Annotated in this window: 21 protein-coding genes and 2 pseudogenes; 13 read left to right on the top strand and 10 right to left on the bottom strand. The window is 60.0% G+C overall.

Going from position 1 to position 20,683, the window contains the following annotated elements; all coding sequences use genetic code 11:
• Positions 1-4: 4 nt before the first annotated feature.
• From ACA067_RS28905 to ACA067_RS28895, 3 genes are all read right to left on the bottom strand, one after another.
• Complete coding sequence (locus ACA067_RS28905; protein WP_497459568.1) at positions 5-754, bottom strand: SDR family NAD(P)-dependent oxidoreductase; 750 nt, start codon at positions 752-754, stop codon at positions 5-7.
• Complete coding sequence (locus ACA067_RS28900) at positions 751-1,173, bottom strand: nuclear transport factor 2 family protein (protein WP_282482366.1); 423 nt, start codon at positions 1,171-1,173, stop codon at positions 751-753. Before ACA067_RS28900 ends, ACA067_RS28905 begins: the two co-directional genes overlap by 4 nt.
• Positions 1,174-1,298: 125 nt before the next feature.
• Entirely contained in the window at positions 1,299-1,745 is a 447-nt protein-coding gene (locus ACA067_RS28895; RefSeq protein WP_497459567.1) for a PAS domain-containing protein, read from the bottom strand.
• Positions 1,746-1,909: 164 nt separating this feature from the next.
• Between ACA067_RS28895 and ACA067_RS28890 the strand changes: the two genes are divergently transcribed.
• Positions 1,910-2,827: a MerR family transcriptional regulator gene (locus ACA067_RS28890; protein ID WP_497459566.1), complete on the top strand. Its 918-nt coding sequence runs from the start codon at positions 1,910-1,912 to the stop codon at positions 2,825-2,827.
• Between the two features lie 410 nt (positions 2,828-3,237).
• On the opposite strand, the pseudogene ACA067_RS28885 reads toward ACA067_RS28890, so the two are convergent.
• Both ACA067_RS28885 and ACA067_RS28880 read right to left on the bottom strand, forming a co-directional pair.
• Positions 3,238-3,512 (bottom strand): annotated as a pseudogene (locus ACA067_RS28885) (metal/formaldehyde-sensitive transcriptional repressor).
• Between the two features lie 444 nt (positions 3,513-3,956).
• Positions 3,957-4,904, bottom strand: a complete 948-nt coding sequence (locus tag ACA067_RS28880; RefSeq protein WP_497459565.1) for a LysR family transcriptional regulator — start codon at positions 4,902-4,904, stop codon at positions 3,957-3,959.
• Positions 4,905-5,066: 162 nt separating this feature from the next.
• Here ACA067_RS28880 and ACA067_RS28875 point away from each other — a divergent pair, with 162 nt between their 5' ends.
• Both ACA067_RS28875 and mmsB read left to right on the top strand, forming a co-directional pair.
• Positions 5,067-6,593 (top strand): CoA-acylating methylmalonate-semialdehyde dehydrogenase, encoded by a 1,527-nt coding sequence (locus tag ACA067_RS28875; RefSeq protein WP_497459564.1) that lies wholly within the window; start codon positions 5,067-5,069, stop codon positions 6,591-6,593.
• A gap of 10 nt (positions 6,594-6,603) precedes the next feature.
• On the top strand, positions 6,604-7,491 hold the full coding sequence (mmsB, locus tag ACA067_RS28870; RefSeq protein WP_497459563.1) for a 3-hydroxyisobutyrate dehydrogenase: 888 nt from the start codon (positions 6,604-6,606) through the stop codon (positions 7,489-7,491).
• Positions 7,492-7,657: 166 nt separating this feature from the next.
• Here the strand turns inward: mmsB and ACA067_RS28865 are convergent, their stop codons facing one another.
• The 4 genes from ACA067_RS28865 to ACA067_RS28850 all read right to left on the bottom strand — a co-directional run bounded on the left by ACA067_RS28865 (position 7,658) and on the right by ACA067_RS28850 (position 10,052).
• Positions 7,658-8,002: a cupin domain-containing protein gene (locus ACA067_RS28865; RefSeq protein WP_007946320.1), complete on the bottom strand. Its 345-nt coding sequence runs from the start codon at positions 8,000-8,002 to the stop codon at positions 7,658-7,660.
• A gap of 123 nt (positions 8,003-8,125) precedes the next feature.
• Positions 8,126-8,497, bottom strand: coding sequence for a MerR family transcriptional regulator (locus ACA067_RS28860; protein WP_497459562.1), 372 nt, complete (start codon positions 8,495-8,497; stop codon positions 8,126-8,128).
• Positions 8,498-8,546: 49 nt separating this feature from the next.
• Positions 8,547-9,122 carry an NAD(P)H-dependent oxidoreductase gene (locus ACA067_RS28855; protein ID WP_497459561.1) on the bottom strand — a complete coding sequence of 192 codons (576 nt, stop codon included), beginning with the start codon at positions 9,120-9,122 and terminating at the stop codon, positions 8,547-8,549.
• Between the two features lie 45 nt (positions 9,123-9,167).
• Positions 9,168-10,052 carry a LysR substrate-binding domain-containing protein gene (locus ACA067_RS28850; protein WP_497459560.1) on the bottom strand — a complete coding sequence of 295 codons (885 nt, stop codon included), beginning with the start codon at positions 10,050-10,052 and terminating at the stop codon, positions 9,168-9,170.
• Between the two features lie 231 nt (positions 10,053-10,283).
• On the opposite strand from ACA067_RS28850, the gene ACA067_RS28845 reads away from it, so the two are divergent.
• A complete protein-coding gene (locus tag ACA067_RS28845; protein WP_497459559.1) occupies positions 10,284-11,048 on the top strand; it encodes a sulfite exporter TauE/SafE family protein in 765 nt (254 codons plus the stop codon).
• Here the strand turns inward: ACA067_RS28845 and ACA067_RS28840 are convergent.
• Complete coding sequence (locus ACA067_RS28840) at positions 11,038-11,352, bottom strand: putative quinol monooxygenase (RefSeq protein WP_497459558.1); 315 nt, start codon at positions 11,350-11,352, stop codon at positions 11,038-11,040. The genes ACA067_RS28845 and ACA067_RS28840 overlap by 11 nt on opposite strands.
• Positions 11,353-11,512: 160 nt before the next feature.
• On the opposite strand from ACA067_RS28840, the gene mdaB reads away from it, so the two are divergent.
• The 9 genes and pseudogenes from mdaB (at position 11,513) to ACA067_RS28795 (ending at position 20,533) form a co-directional block, all read left to right on the top strand.
• The gene (mdaB, locus tag ACA067_RS28835) at positions 11,513-12,103 is read left to right on the top strand and encodes an NADPH:quinone oxidoreductase MdaB (protein ID WP_497459557.1); all 591 of its coding nucleotides are present in this window, start codon (positions 11,513-11,515) and stop codon (positions 12,101-12,103) included.
• Between the two features lie 166 nt (positions 12,104-12,269).
• Entirely contained in the window at positions 12,270-13,181 is a 912-nt protein-coding gene (locus ACA067_RS28830; protein WP_497459556.1) for a LysR family transcriptional regulator, read from the top strand.
• Positions 13,182-13,284: 103 nt separating this feature from the next.
• Positions 13,285-14,178, top strand: coding sequence for an NAD-dependent epimerase/dehydratase family protein (locus tag ACA067_RS28825; protein WP_497459555.1), 894 nt, complete (start codon positions 13,285-13,287; stop codon positions 14,176-14,178).
• 221 nt (positions 14,179-14,399) lie between these two features.
• Positions 14,400-15,845, top strand: coding sequence for a SulP family inorganic anion transporter (locus ACA067_RS28820; RefSeq protein ID WP_497459554.1), 1,446 nt, complete (start codon positions 14,400-14,402; stop codon positions 15,843-15,845).
• Between the two features lie 287 nt (positions 15,846-16,132).
• Positions 16,133-17,292 (top strand): annotated as a pseudogene (locus tag ACA067_RS28815) (GntT/GntP/DsdX family permease).
• A gap of 15 nt (positions 17,293-17,307) precedes the next feature.
• Complete coding sequence (locus ACA067_RS28810; RefSeq protein WP_497459553.1) at positions 17,308-18,168, top strand: MurR/RpiR family transcriptional regulator; 861 nt, start codon at positions 17,308-17,310, stop codon at positions 18,166-18,168.
• A gap of 1 nt (position 18,169) precedes the next feature.
• Positions 18,170-19,624: an N-acyl-D-amino-acid deacylase family protein gene (locus tag ACA067_RS28805; protein WP_497459552.1), complete on the top strand. Its 1,455-nt coding sequence runs from the start codon at positions 18,170-18,172 to the stop codon at positions 19,622-19,624.
• Positions 19,625-19,925: 301 nt separating this feature from the next.
• On the top strand, positions 19,926-20,240 hold the full coding sequence (locus ACA067_RS28800; RefSeq protein ID WP_497459551.1) for a hypothetical protein: 315 nt from the start codon (positions 19,926-19,928) through the stop codon (positions 20,238-20,240).
• On the top strand, positions 20,240-20,533 hold the full coding sequence (locus ACA067_RS28795) for a helix-turn-helix domain-containing protein (protein ID WP_497457514.1): 294 nt from the start codon (positions 20,240-20,242) through the stop codon (positions 20,531-20,533). The genes ACA067_RS28800 and ACA067_RS28795 overlap by 1 nt, the downstream gene beginning before the upstream one ends.
• The last annotated feature ends 150 nt before the right edge of the window (positions 20,534-20,683 follow it).

Genomic DNA, 20,683 nt, shown 5'->3' with positions numbered 1-20,683 from the left:
GACGCTATTCCTGTTCGGTTCGCGCCATCCGAACGCCCAGGGCCAGGCGCCAACGCGCTGGCAGGGCGCCAAGCAGGCGCAGGACGAGAATGAAGAGGCGTGGAAAGTTGATCTCCAACGGTCGTCGCGTCAGGCGCGCGAGGACATGCCGCGCGGCGCGGTCGGCCGTCCAGAGTTGTGGCATGGCAAAGGTGTTGCGCTGAGTCAGGGGGGTGTCGATGAAGCCTGGGCTGACCAGCGTTACATCGATGCCTTCGGCATGCAGATCCAGGCGCAGGGACTCGACCAGATAACGCAGGGCCGCCTTGGACGCGCCATAGGCTCCAGCCCGGGGCAGCGCCAGCCAGGTCACCGAGCTGCCGATCACTACCAGGTGTGGTCTCTGCCCGCGGCGCAGCAGTGGAAGGGCCGCCTGTAGGCAGTAACTGACTGCCAACAGATTGGTGCGCATCACGCGCTCGACTGTCTCGGCCTCGAACCTGCCCGGCACAAGGTATTCGCAGGTGCCGGCGTTCAGGATCACCAGGTCCAGTGCGCCCCAGGCATGCTCGATGTTCTCGCAGATAGCCGAGACCTGGCATGGGTCAGTCACGTCGCCGGTAGCGAGCAGGGCCCCAGGGTAGCGCAGCACTAGCGGCATCAGAGCCTCCGCCCGGCGGCCACCCAAGGCCACCTCATGGCCTTGCTCCAGCAGCCGTTTAGCCAGGGCAGCACCGAGGCCGCTGCTGGCGCCTGTCAGCCAGCAGCGGCTCATGCGAGCCTGCCCTTGATCCAGCCGATCACCCCGCCAAGAACCGGGACGTGCTCGTAGAGCAGGGCGCCGGCATCGAAGTAGTCGTGGTGCAGGTAGACCTGTTGCGCCCAGCGCAGGTGGCTGCAGCCTTGCAGACTGATCGGCTGGCCGTGGGACAGGCGTGGATGACGAAAATGCAGGTTCCAGCGCAGATAACCGTGGCCGGGGGTGGTTTCATCCACGTCAAGGAGGTCGTAGCGGATATCCTCGACGTTGGTGTACAGCTTTTCAAAGTAACTGCGCAGTGCCGGCAGGCCATCCAGCTGATGCAAGGGATCACGAAACTGAACATCGTTGCTGTATAGCTCGCCCAGTCGGTCCAGGCAATCAGCGTTCAGCGTTGCGAACGTATCAGCGAAATGGTGGAGATATGCAGACATGGCAGGCTCCAGGCAAAGTTGTACAATTCGAGAAAACTGTACAGATTTACTTGAAGCCTACGGGGAAAATTGTACAAGTCAATATTCTTGTACACTTTTTGTGTCGGTCGTAGCGCTACTCGTCGTTAGCCACCGAGCTTTGCCAGTTTACTGCGAAGCTCGGCCACTTCGGTCTCAAGTGACTGAATCCTTTCCAGAGCGGCAATCTTGTCGCTGACGTCGTGCTGTATGCCAATGTAGTAGGTCAACTGGTCGGCATCATTGTGCACGGGAGTGATAGACAGCTCGTTCCAGAACGGGCTGCCATCCTTGCGATAGTTGCGCAGCACCTGACGGCAGGGCTGACCGAGGCGGATGGCGTCGCGGATTGCCTCCAGGGCGGCCTGGGCATGATCGTCTGCCTGCAGGAACCGGCAATCCTGGTAGAGAATTTCGTCGGCACTGTAGCCGGTCAGGCGTTCGAAGGCAGGGTTGGCATAGATGAGGATGCTGTCATTGCCTTCCTGCTCGGCCACGACGATGCCGTCATTGGAGGCTTCGACCATAAGTTGCAGGAGTTTGGCGTCAATCATGGTCTGGGCTCATTGTGATTCGTGGGTTTGCCCCATAGCGTAGTCGTCAGCGACTGCCATGCCTAGATGGCAGGACGCAGGGCCGTCGGACATCGATTGGTGCTGGTTAAAAAGTGTCATGCCTGGTTTAGAATGCCGACACACTCAGGATGCAACGACTTTCAATGACCGAGCCCATCGAATCCACCTCCGACGACGCCTTGCTCCCCATGCGGGAAGTCGCCAGCCTGACTGGCGTCAACCCGATCACCTTGCGGGCATGGGAGCGCCGCCACGGGCTGATCCGACCAGTACGCACTGTGGGAGGGCATCGCCTGTATTCGCAACAGGACATCGAACATATTCGTAGCATCATGCTCTGGACCAGCCGGGGCCTGCCCATCAGCAAGATAGGCGCTTTGCTCGTCCGGCAGCAGGACACGCCCGGTATCACTGTATCTGGCTCGGCCGAAGCCCCCCTGGTCCAGTGGCAAGAGGCAGTTCATCGTGCCACGCAGGCTTTTGATGGCGCTGAGCTGGAGCGCCTGCACGGGCAACTATTTACGATCTATCCGAAAGCTACTGCACTGGAGGCTATTCTGCTGCCGGTCTGGCGCAGCCTGGCATCCGGTAATAATTTCGGTCGACGCAGTCAGTGGTTGTTCCTTGACGCCTTCTTGCGTGCGCGGATGTTATTGCGACTGCAGATGAACCAGAGCAACGGTGCTTGCGTGCTGCTAGCAGACGGCTCGGGCCATGCGCGCGAATTGGAGCTGTTGTGTGCTGGTTTGTTGATGAGTAATGACCAGATGCGCATCGAGGTGTTGGGCACGGGCCAGCCACTGGAAGAACTGCCGTTGCTGTGTGAAGCAATTCAGCCCGCCGCGCTGGTGCTATTGGTTCAGGCGCCACTGCAGGCAGATGCGCACAAGCGACTGCGTGCGCTTCAAATGGGCGTTACGTGCCCAGTGGCCTTGGCCGGCGACGCAGCTGCCGCTTCGTCGGCAGGGTTGCGTGGTTCTTCGATTGCCATTTTGGGCAATGACGAAGCGAGTATTTTGCCCAGACTGGAAGCCTTGGTAAGGGGAACACTGCAAATTTGAATCCAGTCGCTCCAGTTAAGGAGGGTTATCTCAAACTGCATTGCAAACTTCATCCAGCTCCTGCCAAGGGTTGGATACAGAGCCTGATCTGGAACACTGGGAGATGTGAGGGAATTTGAGTTCTTTATCTGACTCGGACTGCTCTGCCCTGCAGTTTCTGTAGATGATCTTTGTTTGCGAAAGGAACCAGTTTCCGTGCCATGCAACGAGTTTCTCGGAAGGTGTCATGGCCCATCAAAGCCTCTACAAATTCTGTACAGAGCTTACTTTGTTGTAGAGATTTTGTTTATTTTCAATCGACTTTATCCGCTGTTCGACGGGCCAGCCTTGAGACCCATGGATTGGCACTCAAGCCAAGTACCAGCACGCTGAGTAAAACGGTACAGACCGCGGCAGCTGCCTGGATGCGTTCACTTGGAGTAACGGCGAATGGCTTCAAGAAGCTCTTCGACCCCCTTGTCACGCTCTTCTTCACTGAGCGCAGGGTTCGCGACATGCTCCCGCGCGTGGTCCTCAATGATTTTCTCCATCAAGCCGTTGATGGCTCCGCGAGTGGCAGCAACAACGTGCAGTGTTTTGGCGCAATCGAGATCCGATTCCAATGCCCGTTCAACGGCTTGAATTTGTCCAGCGATGCGTTTACGCGTTTAAGAAGATCGTCTTTATTTGCTGCGATATGACCCATGAGATACCCCCCTATACCTATGCAAAGGGGCGGCGGGCGGAGGGATTATCTACGGGCCCTTGCGGGAAAGAGAGACTTCAATTTCGAAGGGAGAGCGAGAGGATTTGGAGGGCCGCTTCTGGCCGATCACTGCCGGTCATGGTTGCTAAGGGGACGTTAAATCCCGTGCCAATGGCCCGGTAAAAGAGTATTTGTCGTGAAATGGATCAAATCGTCTTCCATCACGCACACACTATATGCTGTATGTACGTACAGTATAGGTCTCAGCGGCGGTGTTCAATCTGTCTGCGATGGGTGGCCTCGCGTGGTCCTTATTGAGTGACTGTGCGTCTCCGAATGTCGACGTCGAGGTGTTACAAGTTGCGTACCAACCGCTGTTACAAACCCTTGGCAAAGGCCTGCTGACCTCGGTACGATTCCGCTACCTGATGCCTTGAAGAACAGTCAGTCGGCGAACAGCATCTCCCGACTTTCACCCATCAACAGCCCCTGATTCTGCTCAGTGACCGCACGGATGTAATCCCACAACAGGGTGATCCGCTTGAGCTTGCGCAGGTCTTCGCGGCAGTACATCCAGAATTGTCGGGTGATCGTGATCTCTTGCGGCAATACCGGCAGCAAGCGCGAATCCTGGGCGGCCAGGAAGCACGGCAGAATCGCCAGCGACCGTCCTTGCTGGGCCGCGACGAATTGCGCGATCACACTGGTGCTGCGCAAGTTGGCGCTGGCGCCCGGCAGCACGTTGGCCAGGTACAACAGCTCCGAGCTGAACGCCAGGTCGTCGACATAACTGATGAATGAATGTTTACCCAGGTCTGCCGGGCGGCGGATCGGTGGGTGCTTGTCCAGATAGTCCTGGGTCGCGTACAGCTGCAATCGGTAATCGCAGAGTTTGCAGCAGACGTACGGACCATGCTCCGGTCGCTCCAGGGCGATCACGATGTCGGCCTCGCGCTTGGACAGGCTGATGAAGTGCGGCAGCGGCAGGATGTCGACCGAGATCGCCGGGTAGGCGTCGACGAAATGGCTCAGTTGCGGGGTGATGAAAAAGCTGCCGAAACCTTCGGTGCAGCCCATGCGCACATGGCCGGATAACGCCACTCCGGAGCCTGATACCTGCTCGCAGGCCATGTGCAGGGTGCTTTCGATCGACTCGGCGTAACCGAGCAGCCGCTGACCTTCGGCGGTCAGGACGAACCCGCTGGTCCGGGACTTCTCGAACAGCAAGGTACCCAGCGCCGCTTCCAGCGAACTGATGCGCCGCGACACGGTGGTGTAGTCCACCGCCAGGCGCTTGGCCGCGGTGCTGGCCTTGCGGGTGCGGGCGACTTCGAGGAAAAACTTGAGGTCATCCCAGTTCAACGAACCTAAGGACGTGATGTTTTTTTGCATGATGGACCGGCTTTTATGTGCGTTCTTATTAGAAGTTTGCACATCTATACTCCAAAAACAGTCCGACAACCAATTCGCGACACACGTCTCATCGCAAGGCGGCTTTTTCGCCTTGGCTGCCCCGATAGTTCTCTCGATAACAACAACGTCCAGGAGACCAGCATGAACGCATCGCTCACGCCAAACGACACCACCGTTCAAAAGGTCAAGCTGTTGATCGACGGCGAGTGGGTCGAGTCCCAGACCACCGAATGGCACGACATCATCAACCCGGCCACCCAGCAAGTGCTGGCCAAGGTTCCGTTCGCCACCGCGCAGGAAGTGGACGCCGCGATCAGCGCCGCCCACCGCGCCTTCCAGACCTGGAAGCTGACGCCGATCGGCGCGCGGATGCGCATCATGCTCAAGCTCCAGGCACTGATTCGCGAGCACTCCAAGCGCATCGCCGTGGTGCTCAGCAACGAACAGGGCAAAACCATCGCCGACGCGGAAGGCGATATCTTCCGCGGCCTGGAAGTGGTCGAGCACGCCTGCTCCATCGGCAGCCTGCAAATGGGCGAATTCGCCGAGAACGTCGCTGGTGGCGTCGATACCTACACCCTGCGTCAGCCGATCGGCGTTTGCGCCGGCATCACCCCGTTCAACTTCCCGGCGATGATTCCGCTGTGGATGTTCCCGATGGCCATCGCCTGCGGCAACACCTTCGTGCTCAAGCCGTCCGAACAGGACCCGATGTCGACCATGCTGTTGGTGGAGCTGGCGATCGAAGCCGGCGTGCCGGCGGGCGTGCTTAACGTCGTACACGGTGGCAAGGACGTGGTGGATGCGCTCTGCACCCACAAGGACATCAAGGCGGTGTCCTTCGTCGGTTCGACTGCCGTCGGTACTCATGTCTACGACCTGGCCGGCAAACACGGCAAGCGCGTGCAATCGATGATGGGCGCGAAGAACCACGCCGTGGTGCTGCCGGATGCCAACCGCGAACAAGCGCTCAATGCGCTGGTCGGTGCCGGTTTCGGTGCGGCGGGGCAACGTTGCATGGCCACGTCAGTGGTGGTGTTGGTGGGCGCGGCCAAGCAATGGTTGCCCGACCTGAAGGCGCTGGCGCAGAAACTCAAGGTCAATGCCGGCAGCGAGCCGGGCACTGACGTGGGCCCGGTGATCTCCAAAAAAGCCAAGGCGCGCATTCTCGATCTGATCGAGAGCGGCATCAAGGAAGGCGCCAAGCTGGAACTGGACGGTCGCGACATCACGGTTCCAGGTTTCGAGAAGGGCAACTTTGTCGGCCCGACCCTGTTCTCCGGCGTGACGCCCGAGATGCAGATCTACACCCAGGAAATCTTCGGCCCGGTGCTGGTGGTGCTGGAAGTCGCTACCCTCGATGAGGCCATCGCACTGGTCAACGCCAACCCGTTCGGTAACGGCACGGGGTTGTTCACCCAGAGCGGTGCGGCGGCGCGTAAATTCCAGACTGAAATCGACGTTGGCCAGGTCGGCATCAACATCCCGATTCCGGTGCCGGTGCCGTTCTTCAGCTTCACCGGTTCACGCGGTTCCAAACTCGGCGACCTCGGCCCGTATGGCAAGCAAGTGGTGCAGTTCTACACTCAGACCAAGACTGTCACCAGTCGCTGGTTCGATGACGACAGCGTCAACGACGGTGTGAACACTACCATCCACTTGCGTTAAGGAGCCGGACATGAAAATCGCTTTTATCGGTCTCGGCAACATGGGTGCGCCGATGGCGCGCAACCTGATCAAGGCCGGCCATTCGCTGCGGTTGGTCGACCTGAATAAAACCGTTCTGGCAGAGCTGGAGCAACTGGGTGGCAGCATCAGCGCTTCGGCCCGTGAAGCGGCGCAAGACGCCGAACTGGTGATCACCATGCTGCCTGCCGCGGTGCATGTGCGCAGCGTCTGGCTGGGTGAAGACGGCGTGTTGGCAGGTATCGCCAAGGGCGTGCCGGCCGTGGATTGCAGCACCATCGATCCGCAGACGGCCCGTGATGTGGCCGCGGCCGCTGCCAAACAAGGCGTGGCCATGGCCGATGCGCCGGTCTCCGGCGGTACCGGCGGTGCGGCCGCCGGGACCCTGACTTTCATGGTCGGTGCCACCCCTGAATTGTTCGCCATCCTGCAACCGGTGCTGGCGCAGATGGGCCGAAACATCGTCCGTTGCGGCGAAGTCGGCACCGGGCAAATCGCCAAGATCTGCAACAACCTGCTGCTGGGAATTTCCATGGTCGGCGTCAGCGAAGCCATGGCGCTTGGCGAGGCCCTGGGCATCGACAGCACTGTGCTGGCGGGCGTCATCAACAGTTCCACCGGACGTTGCTGGAGCTCGGAGATGTACAACCCGTACCCGGGCATCGTTGAGACGGCGCCGGCATCGCGCGGCTATACCGGCGGTTTCGGTGCCGAGCTGATGCTCAAGGATCTGGGGCTGGCTACTGAAGCGGCGCGTCAGGCCCACCAACCGGTGGTGCTGGGCGCGGTGGCGCAGCAGCTGTATCAGGCGATGAGTCAGCGTGGGGAAGGTGGCAAGGACTTCTCGGCGATCATCAACAGCTATCGCAAACCCTTGTAGGAGCGAACTCGCTCCGGGCGGCGTTCCGACGATGGTCGTTAACGATAACGCGGAGAATCTGACACCCCGCGTCGCTCTCGAGTTTTTCGCGAGCAAGCTCGCTCCTACAGGTACGCATCGACATTTACCGGGAAATCACGTCGGGTGATCTCCCGGTTTTTTTGCATCAGGCAAACACGAAATACTTGCGCACGGTCTCAACCACTTCCCACGTGCCTTTCATCCCCGGCTCGATGACGAAAATATCACCGGCGCGCAGATGGATCGGCTCCTTTCCCTCTGGGGTGATAATGCAGTACCCCTCGCGGAAATCGCAGTATTCCCACTTCACATATTCCACATACCACTTGCCAGGCGTGCAGATCCAGGTGCCCATGATCTTGCTGCCATCTTCGCTGGTGTAGGCGTTGAGGTTGACGGTGTGCGGGTCGCCTTCGAGCTTCTCCCATTTGCAGGCGTCGAGTACCGGCAGCGGGTGAGTATCGCGAAGAACGGTAATAGGTGCGGTCATGTGGACTCCGGGCCTTTAGCTATAAGAAGTAGCGTTCGAGAACTGAAGTCGCACCCTATAGCGTCGGTTCGCCGGTCAGTTGTCTGGGGTCGACATCGAACTGTCCAGAAACGCGCCATACCCTCAAAGATTTTCCAGCGGACATTCGGTTCTGGCCTGTACGAGGCTGCCTTCGAATTCCACCAATTGCTCGTGTTGATGTGTGAGCGCGGCAATCCGTTCGCTGATCTCGTGCTTCTTGGCATCGATGGCCTGCTGCGCCTGTGCCCAGGGCATCGCCTGGCCTTGATGCCCGGTAAAGATCGCCTGCAACTCCTTGAGCCGGAACCCCAGCTGCTGAGCGCACTTGATGAAGATCAGCAGATCGACGCTTTGCTGATCATAGATGCGGTATTTCCCCTGTCTCCGGGCAGTCGGCAGCAAGCCGATCGACTCGTAATGGCGGATGCTCTTGATCGTGGTTCCGGAGCGTTGCGCGGCTTGGCCGATGTACATGAAAAGTCCCTTTTTTGCCGTGATACAGCCTCGCGCATTATCGGCAGACTCAGCGGCTGGCGATAGCCTGGGCTTGCAACAGCCAGGCTTCACGCTGCCGTAGGCTTGCACCGAGAATCGGGCCGAACGTGAGCGTGCGTTGTGGCTCGATGCCGCAGAAGGCGAGGGTGGTTTTGCGTATCTGGTGCAGTCCGGGCATGCGATAGACCCAGCGGTAGTACCAGGGTGGCGTGTCCATGGTCACCAGTAAATGCGCGCTGCGACCCCGCAGCAACTTCTCGGGAAAGGATTTGCCTTCGCGGTACTTGAAGGCGAAACCGGGCAGGAACACCCGATCGAAAAAGCCTTTGAGCAAGGCCGGCACTCCACCCCACCAGATCGGATAAATCAGCGCCAGGTGTTCGGACCACAGGATGTCCGCCTGGGCGCGGCGCAAATCGGCTTCCAGTGGCTGGACCTGTTGATAGCCTTCACGCAGCACCGGGTCAAAGTCCATGCGACCCAGAAATAATTGACGCACCTCGTGCCCGGCGCGCAACGCCGATTGTGTGTAATGCTCGGCAAGGGCAGCGCAGAAGCTGTTGCTCGACGGATGACCCAGAATCACCAGAATTCGCTTGCCCATCAGTTCTGTCCTTGAAGAGGAAACTCCAAGGGTAAAGTCTGCCCCTCAGGGGAGAGTCAAGGCCTGCAGCAAGGCCTTGGCGTAACCGGGCAACACCGCGAAGTCCCGGGCGCAGAGCAGGAGTTTGCGTTGGGCCCAGGGTTCTTGCAGGACGAGGCTCTTGAAGGACGTTTCACTGGACCTGCGTTCGACTGCAGCGAGTGGCACGATCGCCAGTCCCGCCCCCCGGGCGACCATGCGCATCACTCCATCGAAGCCGTCGGCGCGGATGCGGATCTGCAGGCGTACGCCTGCGTGCAGTGCCTGTTCTTCAAGGTATACAGCCAAGGCGCTATTGGCGTTAAGGCCGACGTAATCGTGGTGCAACGTGTCGCTGAAGCTCACGGATCCGGCGTCCGCCAAGGGATGATCGCGCGGCATTATCAGCACCAGCGGATCGTCACGAAACGGGCGGGTCTGCAGGTCGTCGGTGTCTACGGCGTCGGACACGATACCGAGGTCTGCCGCGCCCTGGCGCAAGGCGTGGGTGATGCGGGTGCTGGGGAGTTCTTGCAGGTCGATGTCGAGGTTTGGGTGGCCGCGCAAGAAATCCGCGAGTAGCTCCGGCAAGTATTCAGTGATCGCGGTGGTATTGCACAACAGACGTACCTGGCCTTTGACGCCTTTGGCGTAGTCGGCCAGGTCCTGCTGCATGCGTTCTGCCTGTTGCAGTAAAACGCGAGCGTGTTGCGCCAAGGCGTTGCCGGCGGGTGTAGGGGTGACGCCGCGACGACCTCGCTCCAGGAACGCGATTCCCAAGGATGCTTCCATGGCGCGGATGCGTGCACTCGCCGCTGCCAGGGACAGATGACTGCGGGCAGCGCCGGCGGTGATGTTGCCGCTGTCGAGGGTGTTGAGGTAGAGGCGCAGGTCGGTCAGATCGAAGTGCATTACAGCCCCAAGAGGTTTGTTGTCTGGGCGGACGCCTTCGCGGGCAAGCCCGCTCCCACATTTGATCTTCAGTGGACACTCGATTTGCGGCAGACGGTGATCCCTGTGGGAGCGGGCTTGCCCGCGAAGACGTCAGTAGCCCCAGCGAAAGCTTTAGCCTCTGACAAATCAAGAGGCAGCCTCAGTATATGGCAGATTTCCAATCCGCCCATCCAGGCTCACCATAACCCCATGAATACACTCGCCGCGTTCTATCAAAACCTCGGTCTGACCCTTACCTTGCTGGTCATCGCCACCTTCCTGCTGGCCGGCATGATCAAGGGGGTCATTGGCCTCGGCCTGCCCACCATCGCCATGGGCTTGCTCGGTCTGGCTATGGCGCCGTCGCAGGCTGCCGCATTGTTGATCATCCCCGCGACCCTTACCAACGTCTGGCAGCTTGCCTTCGGCGGGCATTTACTGAAGCTGGTCAAACGGCTGTGGTCGATGCTGCTGGCGATCTTCATCGGCACCGCTGTCGGTACGGTGTGGATCGGCATGGCGAATGGTCACTGGGTAGTGCGCGGACTGGGGGCGGCATTGTTGCTGTACGCGTTGAGCGGTCTGTTCCTGCCGACCTTGCGCATCACCGGTAGCAGCGAGCCCTGGCTCGCTCCGTTTTGCGGCCTGGTGACGGGCGTTATCACCTCGGCCACCGGCGTCTTCGTGATTCCAGCGGTACCGTATCTGCAAGCGCTGGGTCTGAGCAAGGATGAACTGGTGCAGGCGCTGGGCCTGTCATTCACCGTCTCGACCCTCGCCCTGGCCGCCGGCCTGTTATGGCGCGGGGCCCTCGGCGGTGGCGAGTTGAGTGCGTCATTGTTGGCGCTGATCCCGGCGGTGCTCGGCATGTTGCTGGGGCAATGGCTGCGCCAGCGGATCAGCGCCGTGCTGTTCAAGCGCGTGTTCTTCATCGGCCTCGGCGTACTCGGCGGCCACTTGTTGATCAGCGGGTAGCGGACGACGGGCTGAGCATGTCGATGGCGCGGATATCGAAATCCCGCTCCAGATATTCCATGCGCGTGTCGAGGAACTGCTTCATGTGCGGCAGGTTCGAGTGCACATCCAGGTGGGCCTGGGACTGCCAGATCTCGTAGAAGATAAACAGCGTCGGGTCCTGCTTGTCGCGCAGCATGTGGTACTCGATGCAACCGGGTTCGGCGCGGCTCGCTTGCACATAGCCGCGGAAGAGCGCTTCGAAGGCAGCGGATTTTTTCGGGCGGGTCTTGGCGTACAGGATGAAGCCTTGAATTTCACTCATCAGAAATTCCCTCAAGTTCAGAATCGGCACTAGTTTATGGCAACAATCGCCTGTCGATTCGTGCGTATGGGTCAAATGATTTTTGCGAATTCAACGCTTATTCCGCGCGAGGCAGATCGATACGATGCCGCCATCGAATTTCAACCTTCCGAGACCTCTGATGAAAAAAGTCCTGTTGCTCAATGGCAGCAAAAAGTTCGCCCACTCCGATGGCCGCTACAACGCCACCCTGCATGACGCCGCGCTGGGTGTGCTGGATCGCGGCGGCGTGGATGTGAAAGCCACCTTCATCGACGAGGGCTATGACGTCGCCGAAGAAGTCGCCAAATTCCTCTGGTCCGACGTGATCATTTACCAGATGCCCGGCTGGTGGATGGGCGCGCCCTGGACCGTGAAGAAATATATCGACGAAGTCTTCACCGAAGGCCATGGCAGCCTCTACGCCAGCGACGGCCGCACCCGTTCCGATGCCTCGCAGAAGTATGGCAGCGGCGGTCTGTTACAGGGTAAGCAGTACATGCTTTCGCTGACCTGGAACGCGCCGCAGCAAGCGTTCGATGACCCGACCGACTTTTTCGAAGCCAAGGGTGTGGACGCGGTGTACTTCCCGTTCCACAAGGCCAACGAATTCCTCGGCATGACCGGATTGCCAACCTTCCTGAGTGTTGACGTGATGAAACGCCCCAATATCGAAGCCGACGTGGCGCGTTACGAGCAGCATTTGACCGAGGTGTTTGGTCTGCCTGCCTGAATTTTTCCGGCTAGTATCCGTCGCAACGGCGGGAAAGATCGCAGCCTTCGGCAGCTCCTACAGATGGCGTACACCCAAGATTCCGGGAGGCGCAATCCTTGTAGGAGTTGCCGAAGGCTGCGATCTTGGCGATTCATGTCACGCCAATTCGTCAAAGAGGACACACGTGAAAGCCAGATCCGATGAATTGCAGATTTTCGTCTGCGTGATCGAATGCGGGTCGATTTCGGCCGCGGCCGAACAGGTCGGACAAACGCCTTCGGCGGTCAGTCGCACCTTGTCGCGGCTGGAGGCAAAGCTCGATACCACGTTGATCAACCGCACCACGCGGCGCATGGACCTGACCGAGGAGGGCAAGTACTTCTTCGAGCACGCCAAGCTGATTCTCGATCAGATGGACGAACTTGAAGAGCGCTTGACCTCACGCCAGCAAACCCCGTCCGGGCGTCTACGGATCAACGCCGCCTCGCCGTTCATGCTGCACGCCATCGTGCCGTATATCGATGAGTTCCGCAGTCTCTATCCGGACATCCAGCTCGAGCTCAACAGCAATGACCTGATCATCGATCTGCTCGAGCAAAGCACCGACATCGCCATCCGCATCGGCACGCTCGCCGACTCGACCTTGCACGCTCGTTCCCTGGGATGCAGTCCGCTGCACATCGTCGCCAGCCCGGCTTATCTTGAAAAACACGGCGTGCCGGTTGCAGTGGCGGATTTGTCCGGGCACACGCTGCTGGGCTTTACCCAGAACGAAGGCTTGAATCAATGGCCGCTGCGTTATGTACACGGTGATCGCTGGCCGATCCAGGCGTCGATCAGCGCCTCAAGCGGCGAGACCATCCGGCACCTGGCACTGGCAGGGCAGGGCATCGCCAGCCTGTCGCATTTCATGACGATCGACGACATCCGTGCCGGGCGGCTGCAGGTGCTGCTGGCGCAATTCAATAGCGGCTATCGTCAGCCGATCAATGCGGTGTACTACCGAAACTCGCAACTGGCGCTGCGCATTCAGTGTTTCCTGGACTTCATCCAGGGCAAATTGGCGGATTATGCAATAGCGGACTTCAAGGGCTGATTCGTGACCCCTGCGCAAGAGTGAATTGGGCCACGCCGCCTGTTTCCCCAGGCATCACTCCTCGATACTGGTTGCATCACTTACTGACGCAGGGAGTTTCTCCATGAACGTATTCATTACCGGCGCTGCCGGTTTTATCGGCGGCTCCATCGCCACCGGTCTGGTCCGGGCAGGTCACAAGGTTACCGGCCTGGTGCGCAGCGCCGAACAAGCCAATGAACTGAGCGCACTGGGCATCACCCCGGTGATCGGCACGCTGGACGACAGTGCACTACTGGCCGAACAAGCCAGGACTGCCGATGCCGTCATCAATGCCGCCAGCAGCGACCATCGCGGCGCAGTGGACGCCTTGCTCGATGCGCTGCGCGGTTCCAACAAAGTGTTCCTGCATACCAGCGGGTCGAGCATTGTCGGCGATGCGTCGGGCGGTAAATCCAGCGACGTCATCTATTACGAAGACAGCCTGCCGGAGCCGACGGTGGACAAGGCTGCTCGCGTGGCCATCGATAACCTGATCCTCGCCGCTGCCAAAGACGGGGTGAACTCAGCCGTTATCTGCAACACCCTGATCTACGGTCACAGCCTCGGCGTCAATCGTGACAGCGTACAGTTGCCGCGTTTGCTGAAGCAGGCACGCAAAAGCGGTGTGGTCCGGCATGTCGGCCCGGGCCAGAACATCTGGTCCAACGTGCACATCGAGGACGTGGTGTCCCTGTACCTGCTGGCGCTGACCAAAAACGTACCGGGCACCTTCTACTTCGTCGAAAGCGGTGAGGCGTCGTTCATCGACATGACCACTGCGATTGCGCTGGCGCTGAATCTGGGGGCGCCACAAGACTGGCCGCTGAAAGAGGCCGAAGCCGAGTGGGGTTATGAGATGGCCAATTATGGCTTGGGTTCCAACAGCCGGGTTCGCGGCAAGCATGCGCGTGAACTGCTGGGCTGGGCGCCGAAGCGGACTTCGGTGGTTGAGTGGATTCGGGACGAGATGGTGTGAGTTCGCTCTAGACCGCGTCATCGTTCATCGCGGGCAAGCCACGCTCCCACAGGTATTGTGTCGTTCATCAATTTCGCGAACGACACACTACCTGTGGGAGCGTGGCTTGCCCGCGATTGCGTTTTCAGCAACCCGACAACTGGCCGGGCCGCCCTCGATTCCGTAACATCCGCACCTCTCTTTTCCGGCCACTTCCTGCGGCCTGTATTGCCGGGTAAACCATGAAATCAAAACGTCTGCGCGCCGATGTGCTGGCCGGACTCACCACCTCCTTCGCCTTGCTCCCAGAATGCATCGCCTTCGCGCTGGTGGCCCACCTCAATCCTTTGATGGGCCTTTACGGCGCCTTCATCATTTGCACCCTGACCGCGCTCTTCGGCGGGCGGCCGGGCATGGTGTCCGGCGCCGCCGGATCGATGGCGGTGGTGATCGTCGCGCTGGTGGTCCAGCACGGCGTGCAGTACTTGCTGGCCACCGTGCTGCTGGGGGGCCTGATCATGCTGGCGTTCGGTCTGCTGCGGCTCGGCAAACTGGTGCGCATGGTGCCGCACCCGGTGATGCTCGGCTTCGTCAACGGCCTGGCGATCATCATCGCGCTGGCCCAATTGGAGCACTTCAAGAGCGGTGACACCTGGCTGAGCGGAGAGCCGTTGTACCTGATGACGGGGCTGGTAGCGGTGACGATGGCCATCGTCTACCTGTTGCCGCGCTTGACCCGCGCCGTACCGCCGGCGCTGGTGGCAATCCTGGGTGTTGGCCTCGCGGTTTATCTGCTCGGCTTGCCAACCCGCACCCTGGGTGACATGGCACACATTGCCGGCGGCTTGCCGACGCTCGCGCTGCCAGACATCCCCTGGAACCTGGAAACCCTGCACATCATCGCCCCTTACGCGATATTGATGGCGTTGGTCGGCCTGCTGGAAACCCTGCTGACCCTGAACCTCACCGACGAGATCACCGAAAGCCGTGGCTTCCCGGATCGCGAATGCGTGGCGCTGGGGGCGGCCAACATGGTCTCCGGTGTGTTCGGCGGCATGGGCGGCTGCGCAATGATCGGCCAGACGGTGATCAACCTCAGTTCCGGTGGTCGTGGCCGACTGTCCGGTGTGGTGGCCGGTGTCCTGATTCTATTGTTCATCTTGTTTTTGTCGCCGCTGATCGAGCGCATCCCGCTGGCGGCACTGGTCGGGGTCATGTTCGTGGTCGCACAGCAGACGTTTGCCTGGGCTTCGTTGCGGGTGGTGAACAAAGTCCCGCTGAACGATGTGTTGGTGATCATCGCAGTCACGGTGATTACGGTGTTCACCGATCTGGCCACCGCCGTACTCTGCGGGATCATCATTGCCGCGCTCAACTTCGCCTGGCAACAGGCTCGCGAGCTCTATGCCGACGCTCACCTGGAAGCCGACGGCAGCAAGCTTTACCTCCTGCATGGCACGCTGTTCTTCGCATCGACTACGCCTTTTCTCAACCAGTTCGATCCCGCCAATGACCCCTCCGTGGTCACCATCGACTGTCGCCACCTGAGCTTTGTTGACTATTCGGCCATCGCTGCGCTCAAGACCCTGCGTGAACGCTACGACAAGGCGGGCAAGCACTTGCGTGTGCTGCACTTGTCGGAACGCTGCAAGAAGTTGCTCAAACGTGCCCACATGACCCACGACTGAATGATAGTTCCCACGCTCTGCGTGGGAATGCCTCGCCGGACGCTCCGCGTTCGCTCTTGGAACGCAGAGCGTCCCGGGCTGCATTCCCACGCAGAGCATGGGAACGATCAGCGTCGGGGCGATGAAAGTCTCACTATCCGATTTTCATATCGTCCGACACCGCATACCTCTCAGCGACATCCCTTACCTCTGCACGAAAATTACTTTCACCTCGTTTGAAAATCACGCCTCGAAATGATTTATGAGTTTCGCAACCCATTCGACGTGACCCTTTCGAGGAGTACCGCATGACACCGTCCTTCGGCTATTGGCTGCTGGTTTATGCCGCCGTCGCCATCATTGCGCTGATCGTTCTGATCGCCCGTTACCGACTCAATCCGTTCATTGTCATCACCCTGGTGTCCATCGGCCTGGCCTTGCTCGCGGGTATGCCGCCGTCCGGTGTGGTGGGCGCTTACGAGGCCGGGGTGGGCAAAACCCTGGGGCATATCGCGCTGGTGGTTGCGCTGGGGACGATGCTCGGCAAGATGATGGCCGAGTCCGGGGGCGCAAAGCAGATGGCCCGTACGCTGATCGACCGCTTCGGTGAGAAAAATGCGCATTGGGCGATGGTCTGCATCGCGTTTCTGGTCGGCCTGCCGCTGTTCTTCGAGGTCGGTTTTGTATTGCTGGTGCCGATCGCCTTTACCGTGGCGCGGCGCGTCGGCGTTTCGATTCTGATGGTCGGTTTGCCAATGGTCGCCGGGCTTTCGGTGGTTCATGCGCTGGTGCCGCCGCATCCGGCGGCGATGCTGGCGGTGCAGGCCTATCAGGCGTCCGTGGGGCAGACCTTGCTTTACGCGATTCTGATCGGCATTCCCACCGCGATCATCGCCGGCCCCCTGTACGCCAAGTTCATCGTGCCGCGCATTCAGCTGCCGGAAGATAATCCCCTGGAACGTCAGTTCCTCGAGCGTGAACCGCGCGACAGCCTGCCGGGTTTCGGCATCACCATGGCGACCATTCTGCTGCCGGTGGTGCTGCCGCCAGCATCACCTTGCTGGTAGGCGCGGGCGGTGGCTTGAACCGGATTCTGGTGGATGCCGGGGTGACCGATCAGATCGTCAGCCTGGCCCAGGTCTTCCATCTGTCACCGCTGTTGATGGGCTGGCTGTTCGCCGCCTTGATGCGCATCGCCACCGGTTCCGCCACCGTGGCCATGACCACCGCGTCGGGCATCGTTGCGCCTGTGGCCATTGGTCTGGGTTATCCCCATCCGGAGCTGCTGGTGCTGGCGACGGGCGCCGGGTCGGTCATCTTTTCCCACGTCAACGACGGCGGCTTCTGGTTGATCAAGGAATACTTCAACATGACCGTCGCCCAGACCTTCAAGACCTGGACCGTACTCGAGACCATTATCTCGGTGGTCGCCTTCGGTCTGACCGTCGGCCTTTCTTATCTGCTTTAGCCGGAGCCGCCTGCCATGGACATCCTCTACCAGATCCGCGCCCGTCAGGACTCCTTCAGCGCCGGCGAAGGACGCATCGCCCGGCTGATGCTCGACGACGTAGGATTTGCCGCGTCCGCCAGCCTCGATGAACTGGCGCAGCGGGCGGAAGTCAGCACCGCCACGCTCTCGCGTTTCGCCCGCACCGTCGGCTGTCGCGACTTGCGCGACCTGCGCCTGCAACTGGCCCAGGCCAGCGGCGTCGGCAGCCGTTTCCTCGACCCGGCGGGCACACCCGACCAGTCGGCGTTCTATGGACAGATCGTTGGCGATATCGAATCGACCCTGCGCCAGCATCTGTCGGCATTCGACGAGTCGCGCTTCGCCGACGCGGTGAAGTTGCTGGGCAAGGCGCGGATGATCCACGCCTTCGGCATGGGCGGTTGCTCGACCTTGTGCAGCGATGAACTGCAAGTGCGGTTGGTGCGATTCGGCTACCCGATCGCGGTGTGCCACGACCCGGTGATGATGCGTGTCACCGCCGCCAGCCTCGATGCCGACCGCGCCGTCATTGCCTGTTCGCTGACCGGCATCACCCCCGAACTGCTCGAAGCCGTCGAACTGGCGCGCAGCTACGGCGCACGCATTCTCGCCATCACCCGGGCCGACTCGCCGCTGGCGCAATTGGCCGATGTGCTGCTGCCGCTGCAAGGCGTCGAAACCTCGTTCATCTACAAACCCACGGCGGCGCGCTACGGCATGTTGCTGGCCATCGACGTGCTCGCCACCGAACTGGCGCTGGCCAACCCTGAACACAATCAAGAGCGTCTGCGGCGGATCAAACTCGCCCTGGACGACTACCGCGGCGGTGACGATCACCTGCCGCTGGGAGACTGACATGAAGTACGACACGCTGATTCGCAACGCCCTGATCATCGATGGCAGCAACACCCCAGGTTATCCCGCCGACATGGCGATTCTGAAGGGTCGCATCGAACGCATCGGCGACCTCGACGCCAGCGCCATCGAAGAAATCGACGCCGCCGGCCGCGTATTGGCGCCAGGCTTCATCGACGTGCACACCCACGACGACACCGTGGTGATCCGTCAGCCGCAGATGTTGCCCAAGCTCAGCCAGGGGGTGACCACGGTGATTGTCGGCAACTGCGGGATCAGCGCTTCGCCGGTGAGTTTGCGCGGCGATCCGCCAGATCCGATGAACCTGCTCGGCACGGCCGCCGCGTTTGTTTATCCGACGTTCAGTGCTTACCGCGCAGCCGTCGAAGCGGCGAATACCACGTTGAACGTGGCGGCTCTGGTCGGCCACACCGCATTGCGCAGCAATCACCTCGACGACCTGTTTCGTAGCGCCATGCCTGATGAAATCAATGCGATGCGCGAACAGCTGCGTGAAAGCCTGGAGGCCGGTGCATTGGGCTTGTCCACGGGTCTTGCGTACGCCAGCGCGTTCTCGGCGTCCACCGACGAAGTGATGCAACTGACTGAAGAGCTGAGCGCTTTCGGCGCGGTGTATACCACCCATTTGCGCAGCGAATTCGAACCGGTACTGGAAGCCATGGATGAGGCCTTCCAGATCGGCCGCCATGCGAAAACCCCGGTGATCATTTCCCACCTCAAATGTGCCGGCGCCGGTAACTGGGGGCGCAGTCCGCAATTGCTGGCGTCCCTGGAACAAGCGGCGAAAACCCATCCGGTGGGCTGTGACTGTTATCCCTACGCGGCCAGCTCATCGACCCTGGACCTCAAGCAAGTGACCGATGCCCATCGCATCACCATCACCTGGTCCACGCCGCACCCGGAGTTGGGCGGCCGCGACCTGATGGACATCGCCGCCGAGTGGGGCGTGCCGTTGCTCGATGCCGCCCGCCGCCTGCAACCGGCCGGCGCGGTGTATTACGGTATGGACGAGGCCGATGTGCGAAGAATCCTCACGCATCCGCTGTCGATGGTTGGCTCCGACGGATTGCCGGAAGACCCATTTCCGCATCCGCGCTTGTGGGGCGCGTTTCCACGGGTTCTGGGACATTTCAGTCGCGATGTGGGGCTGTTTCCACTGCACACCGCGGTGCACAAGATGACCGGATTGTCGGCGGCGCGGTTCGGCTTGAAAGAACGTGGCGAAATCCGCGAAGGACATTGGGCGGACCTGGTGTTGTTCAATCCTGCAACAATTCGCGACGTGGCGGACTTCAATGATCCGCAGCAAGCGGCGGAAGGGATTGATGGGGTTTGGGTCAATGGCGTGTTGAGTTACTGCGAGGGGCAGGCGAATGGCAAAAGGGCAGGGCGGTTTCTGGCGCGGGAAGGGGATTTGCGCAGAGGCTTTCATTGAGCGTGGTACGCAGAAACACATATCAATGTAGGAGCTGCCGAACGCTGGGATCTTTTGATCTTTGTCTCATGGCGGCATCAGAGAAATCCAGAATCTCGTGATTAGTTGGGGCTATAGGTTGCTTGTCATATCGCCATCGCGGGCAAGCCCGCTCCCACAGGTCTGATCTGCACCCTGTGGGAGCGGGCTTGCCCGCGATTGGATCTGTCATTCACCACAGACTGAATGATCGGCAGGGTGTTGCGCGCCAAAGCATGATTGACTATCCTGCGTATACGCCAATGACGGACAGCGCATCAAGATGATATTCATTGAGTCCCCTATTTTTACAGAAGACCTTGGCGAGCTTCTGAGCGATGAAAGCTACGGCGAATTTCAAGAGTACCTGGCCGAGAACCCCGCGGCCGGTGATGTGATTCAAGGGACCAATGGATTGAGAAAGGTCCGCTGGGCCGCGAACGGGAAAGGTAAGAGAGGTGGGGTCAGGGTGATCTACTACCACATCTCAGCGGCCTATCAGATCCGGCTGATTCTGATCTACCGCAAGGGGATCAAAGATGATCTCTCCCCAGCCGAAAAGAAAGTACTGATCGAATTAAACAGAGGGTGGAAATGATGGAAAAGAATCTATTCAACCGTCTGGTCGAAAGCATGACCCAGATGGATGAGATTGATCGTGGCGAGCGTCCGCCATCGCGTGAGTTTCACGTTGACGCGGTAAAGGTCAAAATGATCCGCAAGGCCACAGGGCTATCACAGGCGCGGTTTGCCAAAGCGATTGATGTCGCGCTGGGAACGCTTCAGAACTGGGAGCAAGGTCGGCGGGAGCCAGAAGGTCCTGCTCGAGCGTTGTTGCGCGCCATACACAATGACCCTGGGCATGTGTTAGCTGCCCTTGAGCAGCGCTAGAATACTTGTATCTCGATGTGCTCCATTGCCATCGCGCCCGAAAAACAACAAACCCCGCTAATTGCGGGGTTTGTTGTTTTTTACGTTTGCTGCAAGTTAAGTTAATGGCTTGCTGTTCTCACAGAGACCTTCAGCGGGATTCAATAGACG

The organism is Pseudomonas sp. LBUM1674, assembly GCF_059695635.1.
The sequence above is the reverse complement of the archived record's forward strand: the minus strand, read 5'-3'. Positions and strand labels throughout refer to the sequence as shown.